Raw genomic sequence first — 21089 nt, forward strand, 5'->3', positions numbered from 1 at the left:
CAAGGTAAAATTAAAAGGCATGAGCCCGGTAGATTACCGGGTTCATGCCCTCAAGGCTGCCTAGTAAATAAAGTGTCTAACTTTTTGGGTTCACTTCAGAACGTTATTTTAAACAGTTCTCTTTTGCTTCTTACTCCCTACTTGGGTAAAAAATAGTTTTTTTACACTTACGTTTATTTAATTGTTAAATTGGGGAAATATAAATTTAATCGATGATGACTTGAAAACTAGGATGGGTATGATGAGAATTAAGGTAAAAAAAATAATATATTACCTGATTAAATTAAGAGGTAGAATCTTTATACCATTTGCCATTTTATACATATTAGTTGCTGCGTATGTTGCTTTTTCTATAGAACCACAGACGTTCGAATCATATTTAACCTCAGTTTACTGGGTTCTTACAACGCTTGCTACGGTTGGTTTTGGGGACTATGCACCGGTCACCGATCTTGGAAAAGCATTTACCATTGGTCTTTACATCACGGGTATTGGGCTTGTTAGTCTTTTTATTGGAAAAATCATTAAATCTGTATATCTTATCGAAAAACGTAAAGTTGGTGGAAAAATGAAATATACAGGTAAAAATCATATCATTTTGATTGGTTGGAGTGATAAGTCAAAATCTGCACTCCAAGAAATTTTTAAATCTGATGAAACCATTGATATTGTAATCATTGATAACTTGGAAAAAGCTCCTATGATGGAGGAGCGTCTGTTTTATGTTCGCGGGGATGCCACCGATGAAGAAACATTACTCCGCGCAAATCTGCCTAAAGCAAAAGGCGTTATCATTTTTGCTGACCAAATAACACAAGATAATTATGCTACAAAGGATCCGTTACTTGTCGATGGAAAGACATTATTAGTTGCCACTGCCATAACGGCCATTGAAGAAAAAACGAATACGTCCATTCATGTCACAGCCGAGGTGATCAATCAAAAGCATATTCGTTTATTCGAGCGTGTAAAGGTGGATGAGTTCATTCCTACGCAAGAAATGATCTCCCACGCAGCAGTACGATCATTATTTTCTCATGGAGTCACCCACATGTATTCAGAACTTATGAGCACAAAATATGAAGAAACTATGTATGAGATTCCTAAACAAGATGAATGGCTAACCTATCGTGATGCGTTTATAGATCTTCTTAACAAAGGAGCCACACTGGTAGCAGATCGTGGCGATCTTAACATAAACCAAAAATTAGATGCACGAATTCCTGATGATGCACAGCTTTTCATTATTTGCGATAAAGAAACCATTTCCCAAATAAATTCAAAAATACATTAGAAGCAGAAATCTTTAGGGATGCTATAATAGCATCCCTCAGTTTGTAGACAAAAGGGTTCTATCTAAAAGTTAAAACTAAGTTGATTGGAACGGAAGGTAGACTCCTGCTTAGAAAAGCGCTTCTAGGGGAGACCCCGCAGGCGCAAGCCGAGGAGGCTCCCGGACCGCCCGCGGAAAGCGAGTGCTCTCGTTCCAATCAACGTCCAAATTGTACAAGCCATAAACTCAATTTTCTTCGAGTTTGCCTACAAATAAGCATCATTAATTGAATAGGCTTTAAAACAAAAAAAGAACCTTCAATCAATGATAGATTAAAGGTTCTGTTGTTTTTAATTTCAATATTGCTTCAGTATCCAAAAATTAACTATAAACTAGCTCTTTTTTTTTGCTTAGACCAAGCGTCTCTGATGTTGAAGTTTGAATTTCGTGCAGAAGCTCTGTATTTTCCATTAGTGACTCTCCATAAGAAGGAATCATTTCTTTAATTTTCGGTTCCCACTCTTTCATACGTTGCGGGAAGCATTTATTAATTACCTCAAGCATAACATGAACAGCAGTAGAAGCCCCTGGAGAAGCACCTAGCAATGCTGCAATCGAGCCATCGGATGCACTGACAACTTCCGTACCAAATTGAAGTGTACCTTTGCCGCCTTCAGCAGTATCTTTGATAACTTGTACACGTTGGCCAGCTACTACTAAATCCCAATCCTCACTCTTAGCGTTCGGGATGAACTCTCGTAACTCTTCCATGCGCTGTTCCTTCGATAACATAACTTGCTGGATCAGGTATTTTGTCAATGGCATCTCTTTCGCGCCTGCCGCCAACATAGTTAAAACATTATTCGGTTTTACGGAAGTTATTAAATCGAACATTGAACCTGTTTTTAAGAACTTCGGAGAGAAGCCCGCAAATGGTCCAAAAAGCAACGATTTTTTATTGTCGATAAAACGTGTATCAAGATGCGGAACAGACATTGGTGGAGCACCAACTTTAGCTTTTCCGTATACTTTTCCATGATGCTGCGCAACAACTTCCGGATTATTACATACCATGAAGTATCCGCTAACTGGGAATCCGCCGATATGCTTCCCTTCAGGAATACCGGATTTTTGCAGCAAATGCAAGCTTCCGCCCCCGCCTCCGATAAAGACGAATTTAGCATTATGGCGTTCTACGCTGCCAGTATCGACATTACGCACTTTTAATTCCCATGTGCCATCGCTAGCCCGTTTAACATTATCAACACTATGTTTATATTTGATATCGACGTTTTTAGTCTTTAAGTGGTCAAACAACATGCGTGTCAAAGCACCAAAGTTAACGTCAGTACCGTAATCAATTTTTGTTGCCGCTATAGAATCATTTGATGGACGGTCTTGCATAATAAGTGGAATCCATTCCATCAGTTTTGCTGGGTCATCGGAAAACTCCATACCTTGGAACAGAGGATTTTTTGACAGCGCTTCAAAACGTTTCTTTAAGAACGCTACATTTTTATCCCCTTGTACCATACTCATATGAGGCAATGGCATGATAAAGTCTTGCGGATTATCAATCAGCTTACAGTTTACAAGATACGACCAAAACTGCAATGAAACTTGGAACTGTTCATTAATTTTAATTGCTTTGCTTATATCTATAGATCCGTCAGATTTTTCGGATGTATAGTTAAGCTCGCACAGTGCAGAATGACCCGTACCCGCATTATTCCATTCGTTAGAGCTTTCTTCTCCTGCGTTTGCAAGCTTCTCAAATACTTTGATTTCCCATTCCGGTGCTAACTCTTTCAGTAATGATCCCAAAGTCGCGCTCATGACTCCGCCGCCAATTAAGATAACGTCTGTTTGTTTCTGTATGTTGCTCATTATAACCTTCCTTATCCCCTATATTTTCAAAAAAGATGTAGGCGCTCCTGCTTAGGTGTCACAAAAAGCCAGGCACGAACAAGGAACACACCTTTTCTGTCTCCTTATAACTATATCATAGTCTATTATTATTATTTCATAGATTAAAATATTCTACTATTACTTTTTTTGTTAAAATATTGATTTTGTGAAGAAATTAGCTTAAACTTATCCGCCCCGATAGTCGCATTAAAAGATTTCTTCAGCAACTTCCCCTTATTAAAGGAAGAAACTGTTAGTGAAATAATATTGACACATCGGAAAAAGCGATGAAAATACACATTTATTGACAAAATCAGAAGTGAAATTAGAAGGATCTGTAACCATTTCCCTAAAAAATAAGGACCTTCCTGAAACTGTTAAACTCCTACCTTTTTAACTTGTATAATAAATTTCACCCAATTATTAGATATTATAACAATACCAATAATTACTGATAATTAAACCAATATAAGGTAAGATCATTGATAATATTGCTAATTTTAAGACTTATTGCATAGCCCCTTATAAATAAAATTCCTTACTTTATTGCTATTACCAAAAAATATTATTCTAATACACAATCCTTACATTCATTTTATTATTTTCGCAAAAAGATATTTTCAACTTTGTGTTCTGATCCTTTTTTCAAGACGAGTTTTGCCCGTCCTTTAGTCGGCAGTATATTTTCATGTAAATTTTTCAAATTAATTTCTTCCCAAATTTGAGTCGCTTGTTTAATGGCCTGTTCCTTAGACAAGTTAATATAACGGTGAAAATAGGATTCAGGACTTTGAAATGCGGTCTTTTGAAGTAAAAGAAACCTTTCAACATACCATCGTTCTATGTCGTTTACGTCTGCATCTACATAGAGTGAGAAATCAAAAAAGTCACTGACGAATACTTGGTTTTCCTTGTCAACTTGAAGAACATTAACACCTTCCACTATTAAAATATCCGGATTACAGATAGTCTGCACTTCATTTGGCAAAATGTCATACTTCAAATGTGAGTAGATTGGAACTTCCACTTTATTTTTTCCTGCTTTTACATCTCCGATAAGATTAATTAATTTTTGAGTATCATAACTTTCAGGAAACCCTTTTCTTTTCATGAGTCCTTTTTCTTCTAAAAGATCATTTGGGTACAAAAAACCGTCGGTAGTTACAAGACCTACGTTTCTGTGATTATCCCATCTAGATAATAAAGTCTGAAGCAACCTTGCTGTCGTACTCTTTCCTACAGCAACACTCCCAGCAATCCCAATGATATAAGGTACTTTTTTAGCATCAGTTTTTAGAAATGAAGTGGTGGCTGTGTTAAGCTGCTGAGATGCTTCAACATGTAAATTGATCAAACGAGTCAAGGGCAAATAAACCTCTTCTACTTCCACAATGGATATTTCTTCATTTATTCCTTTTAAGTTATCCAATTCTTCTTCAGTTAAAGGAAGAGGAGTATGGTTTCGCAGAGATGCCCACTTTTCTCGATTGAATTCAAAATAGGGAGTATAGGAACTCATGATTTTTCGTTACCTCACTTTTTAGAGTTACTATCAGTTTAACAAGGATGATGATCATAAAAAAGATGTTCATGATTCCTTATCCACGTAAAGTGATTAATCTTTGAATGATAACCCGCCTGTCTCCAAAGCAGCCCTAAGTTTAGGTAAAGAAGCTGGTCCCATACCGTGAAATTTCAAAATCTCTTTTTCACTATATGTTGAGAGCTGTTGTAAAGAGGTTACCCCATTGTATTCCAATGCACGTCTGGCAGGTGCCGAGAGCACTGAAAGAAATCCGGTGTCAGGTTTTCGTTCCTGCTCACATACAGGGCAGGTCGGACAGTCGCTGGATTTATAGTATTTGTGTCCCTTTTCGCAAGTCCTCAAATTCTTCTTTGAAGTTGTCATTGTCAACTTCCCCTTTTCTTATGATTTTTTAAGTCCAAACATAAAAAGTTCACCCTTCACAATGAATCAATCATTTTATTCCATTTTATCATCTCTTGTTAAAACTGAACTGCCCTTTTAATTCATTGGAAAAGGGCTGCCGCAGCAACCCTTTGTAAAACCCAAAGTGAATGATAGATTAACCCACTTTATCTTCCTGAGCCTCTGCCTGAGCATTGGCTTGTACACGCTTGTCTATTCCAAAAGCGAAATAACTAATTACAACGATAGCCAGAAAACCTATTCCAACCATAAGTGATATACGTGTGTCATCATTAAACCACATACCGATTAATACCATGACCAAGAAAGCGATGGTCAGGTAGTTTGTAACAGGTGCAAAAGGCATCTTGAATGGATGATTGTGCATTTCAGCTTTTTTGATTTTCCTGAATTTAATTTGACTGATCAGAATGACAAACCATGGAATCATTCCAGGAAGCACACTCGCACTGTATACATGTACAAATAAATTTTCTGGTGCAATATAACTTAAAACAACCCCAATTGCTAACCCGACTATCACTCCGAACGTACCGAATAAAGGAACACCGCTATTAGATACTTTAGCAAAGAATTTTGGTGCTTGTCCATTCATCCCTAATGTGTAAAGCATGCGTCCAGCACTGTAAATACCACTATTGCAGCCAGACATAGCAGCCGTGATTACGACAAAATTAATGATTCCAGCTGCTGCCGTGATACCAACCTTCGCAAAAGTCGCAACAAATGGACTGCCAATCGCGCTTAATTGATCCCAAGGGTAAACGGTTACAATAATGAAAATCGCACCGATATAGAAGATTAAAATACGCCAAATGGTACTTTGAATCGCTTTCGTTATCGTTTCTTGCGGATCTTTTGCTTCACCAGCTGTAATCCCAATTAATTCTACACCTTGATAAGCGGCAACCACCAGTGAAAGAGCAAAGAAGAAGCCCTTCCAGCCACCTGTAAATAAACCGCCATGCTCCCAAAGATTCGATAATCCTAAGGCTTCCCCTCCGTTACCGATTCCAAAGAAGATAAGTCCAAATCCTGCAACGATCATTAAAATGATTGTCACGATTTTAATTAATGCAAACCAAAATTCAATTTCCCCAAAGGATTTAACGGAAATTAAGTTCGCTGCTCCAAGAATCACCATTGCGATTAAACCTGGAATCCAAGCAGGGAGATCAGGGAACCAATACTGCATGTACGTCCCCACTGCAATAATTTCTGCCATCCCGACAATAACCCACTGGAACCAGTTACTCCATGCTGTCATATACCCAGCCAATGGATGAATGTACTTATAACCAAATGTTGCAAATGAACCTGTACTTGGCTCCAAATACAACATTTCCCCCATTGCGCGCATGATCAAGAATATAAAAAGCCCAGAAATCGCATAAGCTAACATTACAGACGGGCCTGTCCATTGGATCGTGCTGGCTGAACCCATAAATAAACCGACACCAATCGTTCCGCCCAAAGCGATCATCTGAATATGACGACCTTTCAACTCCCTATTCAAATCTTTGTTTGCCATTCCATTTCCCCCTACACTACTAATAGTCGAAATTTTTTCAAGATGCTTAATACACTCCCTATTTAGTATAGAAATGATATAGCAGGCTCCACTTTTTTTAATCTTTCTTAAAGCTGCCCCATAAAATCATTCTTCACTCTTAAGCATTCCTGACAGTTAGAAAGATTACTATCAAATTTCATATTATTTCTTAATTCTGTTCAAGGTTTCATAGAAAGCGCTTACTTTTTATCGTTTATAACAGCTCACCCCTTAAACATTAAAATTCCCCTGTATAAAGTAACCCGAATAAAAGAGTATTGCAACTCTTTTATTCGGCTGGCAGGTTTATTATGCTGTTACTAAAAGGGACTTTAATCTCAGCTTTAACAACATATCATTCGTCATTTTCTCCAAATCATATTCCGCCTTGAATCCCCACTCTTCCTTCGCACAAGTTGAATCAATTGTATTTGGCCAACTGTCTGCAATGGATTGTCTTACAGGATCGACTTCATAATTCATGACAAATTCCGGAATATGCTTTTTAATTTCGGCTGCAATTTGCTCCGGATCAAAGCTCATGGCAGAAACATTGAAAGAATTCCGATGTTTCAATTTTGAGGCATCTGCCTCCATTAATGTAATGATGGCTGCTAAAGCGTCCGGCATATACATCATATCCATATACGTTCCCTTATCAATGTAAGAAGTATATCGCTTGTTTTTAATCGCTTCATAGTAAATTTCAACTGCATAGTCGGTAGTTCCGCCGCCAGGAGGTGTCACATACGAAATCAGTCCCGGGAATCGAAGACCTCTCGTATCAACCCCAAATTTATGATGATAATAATCACATAATAACTCTCCGGATACTTTGTTCACGCCGTACATCGTGTTCGGCCGTTGAATGATGTCTTGCGGTGTCCAATCTTTAGGAGTGGTTGGACCAAAGGCACCAATGGAACTAGGTGTAAATAATTGGCAATCGAGTTCTCGTGCAGATTCCAAAGCATTGACCAATCCGCCCATGTTTAAATGCCAAGCTAAAAGCGGCTTCTTTTCAGCTGTTGCCGACAATAAAGCGGCTAAATGTATAATCGTATCCACTTCATGTTTTTTTGCCATGTTATACATCGCTTTTTCATCCGTAACATCCAATATCTCAAATGGACCTGATTGAGCAACATCGCTGTCCGTTTTTCGAATATCTGTTGCAATGATATTGTCAGCTCCATAAATCTCTCTCATTTTCAGCGTCAATTCTGAACCAATTTGACCTAAAGCCCCCGTTACCAAGACCTTTTTCATCAAAAATCCCTCCCCATGTTTTAAACTCTGAAACAAGCAATCTCTTATATGATCGACATCTCTTTTCCTACTTTTTCATAAATGGCAATTGCACGATCCAGCATCTCTTTTGTATGAGCAGCAGTAGGCATATTCCTCACTCTTCCTGTACCCTTTGGAACGGTAGGGAATACGATGGATTTGGCATACACACCTTCTTCATTCAGCCTCTTGCTGAATTGCTGCGTTTTTGCTTCATCGCCTATAATGCAAGGTGTAATCGGTGTTTCGCTCTCCCCGATATCAAACCCTAATTCTTTTAGGCCTTTTTTCAAATAATCGCTGTTTTCCCACAGCTTATTTTGAAGTTCTGAGCTATTCATCAAAATATCGATGGCTTCTATACTAGCTGCAACTGCTCCCGGTGTGGCAGCCGTTGAAAATAAAAATGGACGGCTTCTCACTTTTAACCAATCAATCAAATCTTTCTTTCCTGCTACATAGCCTCCAACAACACCAATGGCTTTGGATAATGTTCCAATTTGGAAATCCACTTTATCCGATAATCCAAAATGTTTTACCGTTCCTGCACCATTACCTAATACACCCGAACCATGCGCATCATCAACATACGTAATTAAATCGAACTCTTCAGCAATCTTCACAATTTCAGGAAGTTTGGCAATATCCCCATCCATCGAGAAAACTCCATCGGTAATAATCATGATCTTGTTATACAATCCGGACTCCTTTGCTTGACGTGCTTTTGCCCGTAAATCGTCCATGTCGGAATGGATAAAAGGAATAATTTTCGCCTTGGATAATCGGCAACCATCAATGATTGAAGCATGATTCAGTTCATCTGAAAGAATGGCATCGTGTTTATCCATCACTCCTGAAATCGCTGCCATATTACAGTTAAATCCAGATTGATAAGCAATGGCTGCTTCTGTATGTTTGAACTCGGCAAGCTTTTCTTCTAATTTGACATGAATGTCTAACGTTCCGTTGATCGTACGAACGGCACCGGCACCGACACCATATGTTTTCGTCGCTTCTATGCAAGCCTCTATTAATCGTCTATCTGTTGCTAAACCTAAATAATTATTGGATGATAAATTAATTAGCTCTCTGCCTGCAATGGTGATTACAGGACCGTTTGGACCTTCCACCGGATCAATAACGTTGTAAAGCCCCTTTTCTTTTAAATCTTCCAAATTTTCTTTCAAAAATTTATTTAATATTTCACTTGACATTTAACATACCCCCTCATTGATGGTTGGAATAAATGCAGGATCTTTATATGTTTTACCCCTATTTAAAAAACATTGTATTTTTTCCCTTTTTTCCAAAAATACACGTGTCTTCTCCAGAAACACACCCAACATTAACGTAAATCCCTTTATACTAAGTGTTATTACAATCATAATAATTGATAATTTTAATGTTGTCCATATTGTGTGGACAAAAAAATTTGAATTTTTGTAGTTTTTACAATCAGCATTCGCCTAAAATGCGTTTATATCAATAGAAACACAAAGAGAATTTCATCAATTTTCCAAGGTAACCGATGTTTTATCTACTGGTTTTTTGGAGACCTTAACCATTAACCTAATTAAGGAGGGTTATAATGAAAACGGAAGATGAAAAAACCTCAGAAGGCTTAAATGAGATTTTTGAGATTATCAATGCAAAAGGTGACATTGGTGAATTAAAAGAAATCGTCCAAAAATCTGATGAACAAACAAATGAAGACAACCAAGGGGATTGATTATCCTCTTTCAGTTTGTCGAAAAAGGGAGTCCGGAATGGTCTCCTGCCGAATCCCTTCCACTATTTTACCGAAGTGATTTTCACCATATTTTTAAAACAATACTTGGTTATACTCCATTATTTTTTACTGTTTTAAATGAGACGAAAACTCACTGGATGGAAAAAATTTGCGACACCCCTTCCAGATGCGGCTTGGCAGACAGTCGGCGGAAAGGGAGCGAATTTCTTAAATCGATCTGGAACTTTTTTCAAGAAAAAAATGAAATTGTCTATAGTCTGCAAGGGGATTACTAATCCTCTTTTTTGTCTGTTTTACATTGTACTAATGGACGCTAAAGTCCATTACAACAATAAAAAAAGAGCTGCTGATCAGCTCCGGGTATTGCCGTAACGTTCACGTAAAAAGAAGATCAAAAAAACAAAAAAGTTATGCACATTCAGAAGGGAAATTTGAAGAATAAGGATTTTCCCTTTTTCCTTTCCCCCACCTTGTGCACAACTTTATATAGTTGAAAATTTAAGCCAGCTCCCTTCATTGATGCCGACTTAAAATTCACATTATTGATTCATCTTTTTCATTCTGTGAAGTAAAGGTCCATCTGAATGATTGTTTTCCCCAATTACAAAACTCGTCATATAATAGGTCAAATATTGACCGTAATGATTATTGGTATTTAACAATAACTCATCCATATAGTATACCTCTTTGGGGATTTGATCCATTAGCAGCACTGATAATGAAGCACATATCCCGCAGGCCAATTGAAAGTATGTTGCATTGGTTTTGTATTTGGAAAAGATATCGCGATTCTTTAATGTATTATACATATAACGCTCCTTATCTTGATAAACAATAAGGACACCAACTAGATCTTCCCCGTCAAGTTCGGCTTCAAGCGGATCGAGAACCTTCATGTCATGGTTCCATAATTGATCGGCCCATCCAGATTCGAGCGGATTAACTCTGTCGTATGGTCATTTACCTTATATAAAAAGCCGCCTTCCATTACAATTTACCTAAAGTATATACTTCCTCATGAGGCATTAAACAACCGTAAAACTGTTTGTCCCCTAATGTGACCTTAAATTCGACATCATAAACATTTTCATATAAAAAGAGCGGTGTATGGTGATTCATAAACATTGGATAGCTTGAAATAGCCTCATCCAAAAAGCATTCGGGAGACCAGGTTGTGTAAATGACGTCATTCTTTGCCTTCGATTTGTCCTTAAAAAACTAATTGTCATGCTCTACAATGTAACAGCCAAGCGTTCGTTCCTCTGAATCACTCTTTAACAGCTCAATGGCCATCCATTGGACCACCCCTGGATTCATTCCCGACCCAATTATAGCTGTAGAATTGGAAAATTGATCTTTAACCTTTTCAAAATGTTAAGCTAGCCAGCTTTTCAACCTCTGGATCACCTGTCGCTTTCGCTTTTGCAATAAGCGGTATTGATTCCTACCACGTCCAATATAGCGAAAGGACCAAGAGGTGCCCCTGTTGCGACCATCCACATTTTATCGATGGTTTCCGTATCAGCCACTCAATAAGGAATTCAGAATATAGCCTGGCTGCTCTTTATGTAAAGGCAGAGGAACCATTCCAATCGCTTTTGCAAAAAATCAATCATTTCATCGAACACTTCACTATCCGTTCCAGGATGCTTCATGATTTCTGCCGTATTGTTTTTCCAGATTTCATTAGCGAAGTGCAAAGCGAGGAATTTTTTTGGACGGCCTGTTGCTTCGGCAAATTGGCTTGGTAATAATGTAGAAGAAAACAGAGTATATCGATAAAGGGAAAATCGGAAGAGAAGCAGGAGAAGGCTTCTATAAATATCCCAACCCGAATTTTGCAAAGCCAGACTTTTTAAAAGGGAAGGTTAATGATTCAGAAGGTGCCTTGAGGGTCCCTTCTGTTTTTTTACTATTTCGCACTTTCTATCCCTTCAATAACATCATAAAAAAAAGACCATGAAATTGTGAAAAGTATTTTTCACGATTTCATGGTCTGATTCATAATGGGCATGATACAGTGTTATCCCCTATATCTCAAAGTTAATCCTTTTAAGAAATTCCTCGCGTAGCGATCTCCGCACTCTTTATAATTCCTATGACCCACTTTTCTTAGTATAGCGCTTAATTCCCCTTTGGTTATCACGACTCCTGCTTCTTCCAAAATATCAATCATATCCTCACTGGTTAATGATAATGCTATTTTCAGTTTCTTCAGAAGGATATTATTCACACTTTCCTTATTCTTTACAGCCGGTGCCTGACTTTGAGGCTGACCAGGTTTTGGCTCTTGTCTCCCTCTTTTAAAAATGATCAAACCATTTAAAAAGGACTCTAACATCATGTTATTGCAGGTTATCCCATCTTCCTCTTCATCCATATCATCATATTCTTCATATTCATCATAATAATCATCTTTTGGTTTTGTGAGCATCTGCATGACTTCTTCCATTGTCACTTCGATCTCCCCGAGTTTAAATATCTCTACCATATCTTTATTTTTAATATCAAGCGCATATCTTAATCGAATTAATATATCATGATTATGCATCCAAAAACCTCCTATGTATTTTCTCTATTCACAGTACTTTCATTATTTCACAAATGGATGGAAATAAACGCAGGTTAAAATCCGAGAACCTTTTACAGATTCCCGGATCACTCTGCTTATTGCTCCCATCAACCTTCTTTTCCAAAGTTATCAAGCAATGCACGTACTTCATCTGTTGATTTCGTGTTCATCAATTGATTTCTTAATTCACCAGCTCCACGGAATCCTTTGACATAAATTTTGAAAAAGCGATGAAGCCCTGTGATTGAACGTGGCACTTCTTCCGCGTATTGATCTTGAAGATCAAGCTGCAGTCTTAAAAGATCAAGGTATTCTTTACTGCTATGCTCTTTTGGCTCTTTTTCAAAAGCAAAAGGATTTTTAAAAATACCTCGCCCGATCATAACGCCATCAATACCATATTGTTCAGCAAGCTGCATCCCAGTTTGACGATCAGGAATGTCTCCATTGATTGTTAGTAGCGTATTAGGTGCGATACGGTCACGTAATTTTTTGATTTCCGGAATTAGCTCCCAATGCGCATCTACTTGGCTCATTTCCTTTCTTGTACGCAAATGAATGGAAAGGTTCGCAATATCCTGTTTTAAAATATGCGTCAGCCACTCCTCCCACTCATTTACATCATTATAGCCAAGTCGTGTTTTCACGCTGACAGGCAGTCCGCCCGCTTTTGCTGCTTGAATAAGTTCTGCTGCAACGTCTGGAAGCAGAATAAGGCCACTACCTTTCCCTCTCGATGCCACATTCGGTACAGGGCAGCCCATATTAATATCGATGCCTTTAAATCCCAGCTCTGCCATGCCAATACTCATTTGACGGAAATATTCGGGATTATCCCCCCAAATATGTGCCACCATTGGCTGTTCATCTTCTGTAAAAGTCAAACGGCCACGCACACTTTTCATGCCCTCTGGATGACAATAGCTATCCGAGTTTGTAAACTCTGTGAAAAATACATCCGGTCGACCAGCTTCACTTACTACGTGACGAAAAACAACATCTGTCACATCTTCCATTGGTGCAAGTACAAAAAATGGCCGTGGTAAATCACGCCAAAAATTATCTATCATTTCAAACTCAAATCCTCTCACTATGGATACAACTTCAAACTCTCGGTCAAAAAATATAAAAGCCCAATGTTCCACTTCTTTTACACTTATATCATGCTTAATAACTCATTATCAAACACAAGTACATTTTGGACATTTATAATTTGTGAAAAACTATTGTGAAAATCGGCAATGTTTATTTAACGAAAATCGGTCCTGAATGGAATTGACGGCGGACTTGAATACCCAAAACGCATTTATAGCTCAAACCCACCAGAATTACATTATGAAGAAGAATAAAAAATAGGAGAACATGTTTTAATAAAAACATGTTCTCAGAAAATCAGTATTTTATTCCCTTATAATCAATACGTGATTCCAATATATTTATCCATTTACATCATGCCAACCGTAGGGTGAAAGTGTGTCATATATGGTGAAATTCATATCCAATACACCTTCATTAACCCTTTACAAGTAGTGTAAAAACTCTATACAACGGCAACTAGCGATTCGTTATTTGCCTTCTTTTAAAATGAGTTGCGAGACACACTCTACATGGCTCGTCTGCGGGAACATGTCCACAGGCTGTATGGACTCAACGCGATAAGAAGTGCCCAGTTCTTGTAAGTCCTTCGCCAATGTGGAAGGGTTGCATGATACGTACACTATGGTTTTCGGTTTTACTTTCAAGATTGTCTGCAGTAATGATTGGTCACAGCCGGATCTTGGCGGGTCGACGACAAGTACGTCCGGTTTCCAGCCTTCTTTGGTCCAGCGTGGAAGGATATTCTCGGCCTTGCCTGTTTCATAGTATACATTGTCGCGTTTATGTTTTTTGGCATTTTTCTTGGCGTCCTCGATGGATTCTTTAATGACGTCCATTCCTCTGACTTCCTTGGCATTTTCAGACAGCCATAGCCCAATGGTTCCTACACCGCAATAAGCGTCAACCACTTTTTCCGTGCCGGTTAAGGCTGCCGCTTTTTTCACTTCATCATATAAGCGAACAGTTTGAACGGGGTTAAGCTGGAAGAATGTACGGGCTGATAGTTCGTATGATAGGTCACCCAATGTTTCGTTGATGACTTTTTCGCCTGCCAGGTGAATCGTTTTTTCGCCAAAGATCAGTGATGTGTTCCGGTTGTTGATGTTTTGAACGACCGATTTCACTTCTGGCAATTGGTCTCGAATTTGTTTTAGCAACTGATCTTTTTGTGGAATTTCCTCCGCACCTGTAACAAGGACAACCTGCACTTCACCTGTTTCAAAGCCTACCCGTGTAATGACGGTACGAATAACACCTTTTCTTTTTCTTTCGTTATATATCGAGATGTTCAGGTTCTTTAGTATCTTTTTCACTGTACGTGTTACCTTATTTGTTGCCTTATGCTGTACAAGGCAATTCGGGATATCGATCAGATTATGGGAATTCAAGCCGTAAAGGCCAGCAATCAATTTACCATCTTTTTGGCCGACTTGGTACTGACTTTTATTGCGGTAATTCCAAGGATCTTCCATACCAATCGTTTCTTTTACGTTTAATGAAGAAACTGGGAATTTCGAATGGCGTTCCATCGCTTGAATGATGATATCGCGCTTTTCGATAAGCTGTTGGTCATAGCTTAAATGCTGTAACTGACATCCGCCGCATTCAGCGTATACCGGACATGGCGCTGCAATGCGATGCGGTGATTCTTTACGGATGGTTTTTATTTTCGCCTCGGTGAAGTTTGGCTGTACCTTTGTGACCAAAGCTACAATTTCTTCACCAGGCAATGCTCCTGGGACGAAGACGACTTTCTTTTTGAAATAACCGACTCCCTCTCCATTAATGCCAAGCCGTTTAATCGTAAGGGGAAGGGTTTGGTTCACTTCCAGTTTTGTATCTTGAATGTTTGTCATTTCTTTTCACTCCGTTTTTCAATGCTTCTCCACAAATAGAGGGAAGCGTAGCTTAGATATGGAGCCCATTTATCACTATAGGTCTCCATTTCTTCTTGGGTTGGCTTTTGCGGTAAGCCATATAATATTTTCAAGGCATTTTGAATGCCAATATCGGCTTTAGGAAATAGGTTCGGCCGGCCAAGTCCAAAAAGCAGGAAGTTTTCAGCCGTCCATCTACCGATACCGCGTATTTTTATTAGTATATCCATAACATCTTGATCGGATAGCTTTTCCATTATATCAAGGTTGAGATGGCCCTGAATGATCTGCTCGGAAAGTCCGATGACGTATTCCGCTTTCCGGCCGCTGAATTGAATGGCTCTCAATTGCTCGATTTTAAGTTGGGCGGTTGTATCCGGCGTCGGATAAAACCAGGCACCTTCCATCTGGTAGCCGAAGGTTTTAACGAATCGTTCCGTAAGCGTATGGGCAAAGGATAAGTTCAATTGCTGATGTATGATGCATTTGACGAGGCAACTGTAGTAATCGAAGTCCAAGACTATGGCAGTACCGCGGTGCTCTTCGAAGATTTCCCGCAAATCGGATTCCCGGAAATGCCGGGAAACGCCTTCTAATGGCTGATGCCAATGAAAAACCTTTTTTAACCGTTCGATTGCTTTTGACTTGTATTCCTCTGAATGACCTTTGATGATAAAAGATGGTTCATCGATATTTCCTATTGCCTGAACCTGCAAAACGATTGGTTCTTTTTCTATATATAGCGGAACTTTTACCGTCCTGTTAGTAAAATCAACTACCTGAAGTGGGTCTAACGATAATCGTTCGAGAACTAGATCGAAATTATAGGGTCCTTGAACCTGTAATTTTTCTGTCCACACAAGCGATCCATCCTTTAGCAGTTTTCCACGTATTATAGCATGTTTCCTGAAATATTACTTGAAATTGAGGAGAATGGATAAAAGCGGGACCTGAATTATCTCTACAGGACCCGCTTCTCATTTTAATAAAGCATTCGGTTCGGCAACTGCTTCTCAATCATTAAATCATCAAGGCTACCGAATGCGTACCCTTGTTTTTCAAGATCCGTCAGAATCGAGTCCAATGCTTCCGCATTATCTTTCGATACGGTATGCAGCAATAAAATCGCACCGGGATGAATCTGCTTAAGCACTTCATCGTGTGCGAACGCGGCACCCTTTTGTTGATCAACAATCCAGTCTCTATATGCCAGTGACCAGAAGATGTGGTAATACCCTTCTTTTTTTGCGATTCTCATTGTTCGCTCATTAAATACCCCACGAGGCGGCCTTAAATAGTTCATTCCCTTTTGCCCCGTTAATTTTTCCGTTCCTTCTTTTACCCGCTCAAGCTCCGTGCGAATCACATCGTCCGTCACGCTGGTCATATCCGGATGGTTCCATGAATGGTTTCCTACGATATGCCCCTCATTAGCCATACGGACAACAAGCTCAGGTGCCGTTTTTAAATAATGACCCGTGACAAAAAAAGCTCCAGGAGCACCATGTTTCTTCATAACATCTAAAATTTTGGCCGTATAGCCATTTTCATAACCGTTATCAAATGTTAAATAAACGACTTTTTTCTTTGTATCCCCCTTATAAATCGCTTCATATTCAGGCAGCATTTCATTGAATTTTTTACCGGCATCGGCAGGTGTCCCATTTTTTCCTTTATTGAAACCCCAGTTATAGGATTCTGCAAAAGCCGGGCTTGCCAAAGAGCATATCAAGCAAATAAAAGCGGATAAAATCACCATTTTTTTCATTGGAATATCCCCCATGTTCTTTTTTCTTATTGTTTGAAACATGGAGATTTATATGCATGATAATGTGAAGGTCGAATTGATCTCGCCGCAGGTCGAATTTTTCGCCCCGTGGGTCGAATAAATTTCACTCTGGATCAAATTAACGCCCCGGAGGCCGAATTAGTTAGTTCGTATCTATAATTCAACGCAAAAAAGGGCCTCTCCTCCGAAAAGGATTGGCCCTCCATGTTTTGTTTATCCTTTAAATAACGCTTGTGCCGCCTTCCAAATAATGGCGATAGCGAAAATGAGAACGAGTACAATTCCGATTACGTCAAGGAATGTTTCAAGTCCGGAGAAAATCGTGTTTGCCACAGGAAGTCTGATGAAAGCAAAACCGGTTAGCATGGCCATAAAGAATAAGAAGTAGTTATTCTGCATGAAAATCCCCCCTTTCTCTTCTAATGTATGTGCGACCTTTCCAAAAGATTGTACTTTTCTGAGGTAATTTTCGCCTTTTTTTCATATACATTTAGCAGGGGGGGAATGAAATGCTGGAATGGGTTATCACTTTAGGCTTTGTTGGTTGTCTTGGTTTAAGTGGTGGAGTGTTTGTTCATTTTGTGAAAAGTGGATTGAATTTAGAGGATGCATCAAGGATTGATCCACTGCCGGAAATAGAAGAGTAAGCTATGCAAAAGACGCTCACCGTTTGGTGAGCGTCTTTTGCCATACATTTATTTAAATACAGGTTCTTTGAATTGTGCCAATTTTTCCAATGAAGATTGCTGAACGTCTTTATGCAGGCTGTTTCCATGTGAATCCATGGTTACTACTGCAGTGAATCCTTCAACATTCAGATGCCACATTGCTTCTGGAATACCAAATTCAGTGAAGTTCACACCTTCGACGGATTTGATGCAGTCTGCATAATATTGAGCAGCCCCGCCGATTGCATTTAGATAAACGCCGCCGTGTTCACTAAGTGCTTCCAAAGTTTTTGGTCCCATTCCGCCTTTACCGATAACTGCACGGATGCCGAATCGTTTCATGATATCGCCTTGGTATGGTTCTTCACGAATACTTGTTGTCGGTCCGGCAGCCTTCACATGCCATTTGCCTTCTTCATCCTTCAGCATAACTGGTCCACAGTGATAGATGATTTGTCCATCTAGGTCGATTGGTGCAGGATTTTCAGATAAGTGCTTGTGGATGGCGTCACGGCCTGTATACATTCTGCCGTTAATATGAACTACGTCACCAACTTTTAATTCACGGATTTGTTCTTCCGTGATTGGTGCTTGCAGGGTGATTTCACGGGAAGCTTCAACGTCCGATTCTGCAGCGGCTGCCACTTCATCCTTCGCTGCTTTTTCTGCTTCCAAAGCAAAGTCGATTTTCTCCCCTTCTTGATATAACCACTCATTGATTTCGCCTGTTTCAGGATTGACTTTAACTCCTAAACGGCGGAACGCCCAGCAGTTGTAAGCAACGGATACGAAAAAGCTTGCCGGAATACGGTGCATGACACCGATTTTACATCCAAGCAGTGTAGTTTCGCCGCCAAAGCCCATCGTGCCGATTCCTAATTCATTAGCTGTCTTCATGATGTAATCTTCAAGTTTACGAAGGTCTTCATTCGGATTCACATCTTCATTACTGCGGAAAAGTTGAGCCTTAGCCAGATCATATCCGGATGAACGGTCTCCTCCGATACCAACGCCGATGAAGCCGGCACTGCAGCCTTGTCCTTGTGCTTGGTAGACAGAGTGAAGGACACATTTACGGATTCCGTCCAAATCACGGCCCGCTTTTCCCAATCCTTCAAGCTCCATAGGCAGACTGTATTGGATGTTTTTATTTTCACAGCCGCCGCCTTTTAAGATGAGACGAACATCAATATAGTCTTTTTCCCATTGATCGAATTTAATGACAGGAAGACCTTCCCCAAGGTTATCCCCGCTATTTTCACCCGATAAAGAGTCAACTGCGTTTGGACGAAGTTTTCCGCCCTTTGTCGCTAAAATGATCGCATTCCGGATTGCTTTTTTTATTTCAAGTTGGTTCACGCCAACTGGAGTTTTTATTTTGAAAGTCGGCAGACCAGTATCCTGACAAATCGGTGATACATTGTCGTCAGCCATTGTAATATTATTCGTGATGGTAGTCAGGCTCAATGCAGAACGAGTACCTGCATTTTCACGTTGTTTTGCACTTTTGACCGCACGACGAACATCCTTTGGAAGATTCGTTGAAGTTTCAACGATAAGACTGTACATACTTTCTTGGAATTTTTGAATATCCAAATTTCTCTTCCCCCTCTTATTTCCCCTAAATTTAATCATTTCCCTGCTTCTCTATAAATAGCGAATGATACAACACCCGTTTTATTATACATCTAACATAATCTTTCGAAAACAAGTAATTATTTTTCATAATGAAAAGCAATTTGGAGAGAAATGAGCAAAGCGCCAGAAATAGCCCATGAGTTAAATTTCATCACCAATCATTTCCATCAAAAAAGGATGACGCAGTTTTCCCGTCATCCCTTCATGAATATTAACATTGAAAAAATCATACTATCGAAACAGATATTAGTCTTCGCGGGTTTTGAATTGTTCCACTTTGCCTTCCAAATCATCTAACATGCCGATTAAACGGTCTATATCTTCCAACTCCGTATTTTCCGGTTCGATATGATCAAGAACTTCCATGAACATCGTGAGGCGTTCTTTTAAGTATGTTAATTGTTCGTTTTTACCTGTAATGGATTTTCCCATGAGGCACTCTCCTTCCGTTCTTCTTTCATCGTAACGAAATCTGCTTGAAAGTGCAATGGCAAGCTATAAATGCAGCTCTCTGCCATTTGACAATTTTTGTCCCCATTGTTCATAATGGGTTAGTGCATTATTACGTAAGGAGTTTTAAATATGTCAATAATCAAGCAAGATCTTTTAACACCAATTACACCCAAGTATGACCCTTGGGAAGCATATATGGACGTTGAACAATATGGAAAACTCAGCCTTACCAATGTGGAGTTCACCACAACCACCCTTTGCAATATGCGTTGTGAGCATTGTGCCGTCGGTTACACACTCCAGCCCAAGGACCCGGATGCACTGCCACTGGAATTACTGATTCAGCGCCTCGATGAGATCCCTTTGCTTCGCTCGCTCAGCATCACTGGCGGGGAGCCGATGCTTTCAAGAAAACAAGTGAAGAATTATGTTTTGCCTCTATTGAAATATGCCCGTAGCCGCGGGGTCCGGACACAAATCAATTCCAATTTGACCCTTGACCTGGAACGGTATGAGGAAATCATTCCTTATTTGGATGTTCTGCACATTTCCCATAACTGGGGAACAATCGATGAATTCATTGATATCGGCTTTGCCATGATGGACCGAAAACCATCTCGGGAACAGCGAAAGAAATTATTTGATAAAATGATCGAAAATTCCCGGGCCCTGACAAAGGCTGGTGTGCTGGTTTCTGCAGAAACGATGCTTAATAAACGGACATTGCCTCATCTTGAGCATATTCACAGACAGATCGTCGATGAAATGGGATGTCAAAGGCATGAAATTCATCCGATGTATCCAAGCGATTTCGCTTCGGCACTTGAAACTTTATCATTGGACAAAATGCGTGAAGCGATTCATCATTTGCTTGATATCCGTGATGAAAATGTTTGGATGCTTTTCGGTACCCTGCCATTTTATCCTTGCAATAACAGTAAAGAGGATATAAAGCTGCTTCAACGCCTTTATGGTTCACATAAAGTGACTGTTCGTAATGATCCTGATGGACGTTCCCGGTTGAACATCAATATTTTCACCGGGGAAGTGATCGTGACCGATTTCGGGGACGCGCCTACATTAGGGAATATCAAAGACCAGCCCTTGACCGAATCCTATGAAACATGGATGAATTCGAAACTGGCCAATGAATTGAATTGCCACTGCCCGGCAGTCAAATGTCTAGGCCCGAATGTTCTCGTCAAAAATGCATACTACCCGAAGGAGGACTTCAGGATCAGGAAGTCAACCATATGAAAAAAAAACTCGC

General features: G+C 39.5%; 19 protein-coding genes and 2 pseudogenes. 5 read left to right on the forward strand and 16 right to left on the reverse strand.

Annotation, left to right across the window (positions count from 1 at the left end; translation table 11 throughout):
* The first annotated feature begins 241 nt into the window (after positions 1-241).
* The gene (locus V3595_RS21365) at positions 242-1294 is read left to right on the forward strand and encodes a potassium channel family protein (RefSeq protein ID WP_260356545.1); all 1053 of its coding nucleotides are present in this window, start codon (positions 242-244) and stop codon (positions 1292-1294) included.
* Between the two features lie 360 nt (positions 1295-1654).
* On the opposite strand, the gene V3595_RS21370 is transcribed toward V3595_RS21365, so the two are convergent.
* The 6 genes from V3595_RS21370 to V3595_RS21395 all read right to left on the reverse strand — a co-directional run bounded on the left by V3595_RS21370 (position 1655) and on the right by V3595_RS21395 (position 9188).
* On the reverse strand, positions 1655-3160 hold the full coding sequence (locus V3595_RS21370; protein WP_137017810.1) for a malate:quinone oxidoreductase: 1506 nt from the start codon (positions 3158-3160) through the stop codon (positions 1655-1657).
* A 619-nt stretch (positions 3161-3779) separates the two neighbouring features.
* Positions 3780-4700 (reverse strand): type I pantothenate kinase, encoded by a 921-nt coding sequence (gene coaA, locus V3595_RS21375; RefSeq protein WP_402905991.1) that lies wholly within the window; start codon positions 4698-4700, stop codon positions 3780-3782.
* A gap of 96 nt (positions 4701-4796) precedes the next feature.
* Positions 4797-5090 carry an RNA polymerase alpha subunit C-terminal domain-containing protein gene (locus V3595_RS21380; protein ID WP_137024044.1) on the reverse strand — a complete coding sequence of 98 codons (294 nt, stop codon included), beginning with the start codon at positions 5088-5090 and terminating at the stop codon, positions 4797-4799.
* 178 nt (positions 5091-5268) lie between these two features.
* On the reverse strand, positions 5269-6663 hold the full coding sequence (locus tag V3595_RS21385; RefSeq protein WP_402905987.1) for an amino acid permease: 1395 nt from the start codon (positions 6661-6663) through the stop codon (positions 5269-5271).
* Positions 6664-6993: 330 nt separating this feature from the next.
* Positions 6994-7953: an L-threonine 3-dehydrogenase gene (locus V3595_RS21390; RefSeq protein WP_137017813.1), complete on the reverse strand. Its 960-nt coding sequence runs from the start codon at positions 7951-7953 to the stop codon at positions 6994-6996.
* A 44-nt stretch (positions 7954-7997) separates the two neighbouring features.
* Complete coding sequence (locus tag V3595_RS21395; RefSeq protein WP_485909401.1) at positions 7998-9188, reverse strand: glycine C-acetyltransferase; 1191 nt, start codon at positions 9186-9188, stop codon at positions 7998-8000.
* A gap of 374 nt (positions 9189-9562) precedes the next feature.
* Between V3595_RS21395 and V3595_RS21400 the strand changes: the two genes are divergently transcribed.
* Positions 9563-9703 carry a hypothetical protein gene (locus tag V3595_RS21400; protein ID WP_241589992.1) on the forward strand — a complete coding sequence of 47 codons (141 nt, stop codon included), beginning with the start codon at positions 9563-9565 and terminating at the stop codon, positions 9701-9703.
* Between the two features lie 560 nt (positions 9704-10263).
* Here the strand turns inward: V3595_RS21400 and V3595_RS21405 are convergent.
* The gene (locus V3595_RS21405; RefSeq protein WP_485909403.1) at positions 10264-10620 is read right to left on the reverse strand and encodes a hypothetical protein; all 357 of its coding nucleotides are present in this window, start codon (positions 10618-10620) and stop codon (positions 10264-10266) included.
* A gap of 479 nt (positions 10621-11099) precedes the next feature.
* A pseudogene (locus V3595_RS21410) lies at positions 11100-11487 on the reverse strand (3-hydroxyacyl-CoA dehydrogenase NAD-binding domain-containing protein); the annotation flags it as partial.
* Between V3595_RS21410 and V3595_RS21415 the strand changes: the two are divergent.
* A pseudogene (locus V3595_RS21415) lies at positions 11487-11585 on the forward strand (3-hydroxyacyl-CoA dehydrogenase); the annotation flags it as partial. The pseudogenes V3595_RS21410 and V3595_RS21415 sit on opposite strands and share 1 nt — an antisense overlap.
* A 162-nt stretch (positions 11586-11747) precedes the next feature.
* On the opposite strand, the gene V3595_RS21420 reads toward V3595_RS21415, so the two are convergent.
* The 6 genes from V3595_RS21420 to V3595_RS21445 all read right to left on the reverse strand — a co-directional run bounded on the left by V3595_RS21420 (position 11748) and on the right by V3595_RS21445 (position 17459).
* Positions 11748-12275, reverse strand: a complete 528-nt coding sequence (locus V3595_RS21420; RefSeq protein ID WP_485909405.1) for a YehS family protein — start codon at positions 12273-12275, stop codon at positions 11748-11750.
* 128 nt (positions 12276-12403) lie between these two features.
* Positions 12404-13366 (reverse strand): tRNA dihydrouridine synthase, encoded by a 963-nt coding sequence (locus V3595_RS21425; RefSeq protein WP_485909538.1) that lies wholly within the window; start codon positions 13364-13366, stop codon positions 12404-12406.
* Between the two features lie 495 nt (positions 13367-13861).
* On the reverse strand, positions 13862-15250 hold the full coding sequence (gene rlmD / locus V3595_RS21430) for a 23S rRNA (uracil(1939)-C(5))-methyltransferase RlmD (protein WP_485909407.1): 1389 nt from the start codon (positions 15248-15250) through the stop codon (positions 13862-13864).
* Positions 15247-16131 (reverse strand): DNA-3-methyladenine glycosylase family protein, encoded by an 885-nt coding sequence (locus V3595_RS21435; protein WP_485909409.1) that lies wholly within the window; start codon positions 16129-16131, stop codon positions 15247-15249. The genes rlmD and V3595_RS21435 overlap by 4 nt, the downstream gene beginning before the upstream one ends.
* Positions 16132-16253: 122 nt before the next feature.
* Positions 16254-17039, reverse strand: a complete 786-nt coding sequence (pdaA, locus tag V3595_RS21440; RefSeq protein ID WP_485909411.1) for a delta-lactam-biosynthetic de-N-acetylase — start codon at positions 17037-17039, stop codon at positions 16254-16256.
* Between the two features lie 234 nt (positions 17040-17273).
* A complete protein-coding gene (locus tag V3595_RS21445; RefSeq protein ID WP_485909413.1) occupies positions 17274-17459 on the reverse strand; it encodes a hypothetical protein in 186 nt (61 codons plus the stop codon).
* Positions 17460-17569: 110 nt separating this feature from the next.
* Here V3595_RS21445 and V3595_RS21450 point away from each other — a divergent pair, with 110 nt between their 5' ends.
* Complete coding sequence (locus V3595_RS21450) at positions 17570-17707, forward strand: hypothetical protein (RefSeq protein ID WP_170971547.1); 138 nt, start codon at positions 17570-17572, stop codon at positions 17705-17707.
* 48 nt (positions 17708-17755) lie between these two features.
* On the opposite strand, the gene V3595_RS21455 is transcribed toward V3595_RS21450, so the two are convergent.
* Both V3595_RS21455 and V3595_RS21460 read right to left on the reverse strand, forming a co-directional pair.
* The gene (locus V3595_RS21455) at positions 17756-19324 is read right to left on the reverse strand and encodes a fumarate hydratase (protein ID WP_133351834.1); all 1569 of its coding nucleotides are present in this window, start codon (positions 19322-19324) and stop codon (positions 17756-17758) included.
* Between the two features lie 288 nt (positions 19325-19612).
* On the reverse strand, positions 19613-19798 hold the full coding sequence (locus V3595_RS21460; RefSeq protein ID WP_101224874.1) for an SE1561 family protein: 186 nt from the start codon (positions 19796-19798) through the stop codon (positions 19613-19615).
* Positions 19799-19948: 150 nt separating this feature from the next.
* On the opposite strand from V3595_RS21460, the gene yfkAB reads away from it, so the two are divergent.
* A complete protein-coding gene (gene yfkAB / locus V3595_RS21465) occupies positions 19949-21076 on the forward strand; it encodes a radical SAM/CxCxxxxC motif protein YfkAB (RefSeq protein WP_101224875.1) in 1128 nt (375 codons plus the stop codon).
* Positions 21077-21089: the final 13 nt, after the last annotated feature.

The organism is Bacillus sp. CFBP9009 (assembly GCF_036541465.1).
In the GTDB taxonomy this organism is placed as follows: Bacteria; Bacillota; Bacilli; order Bacillales; family DSM-1321; genus Peribacillus.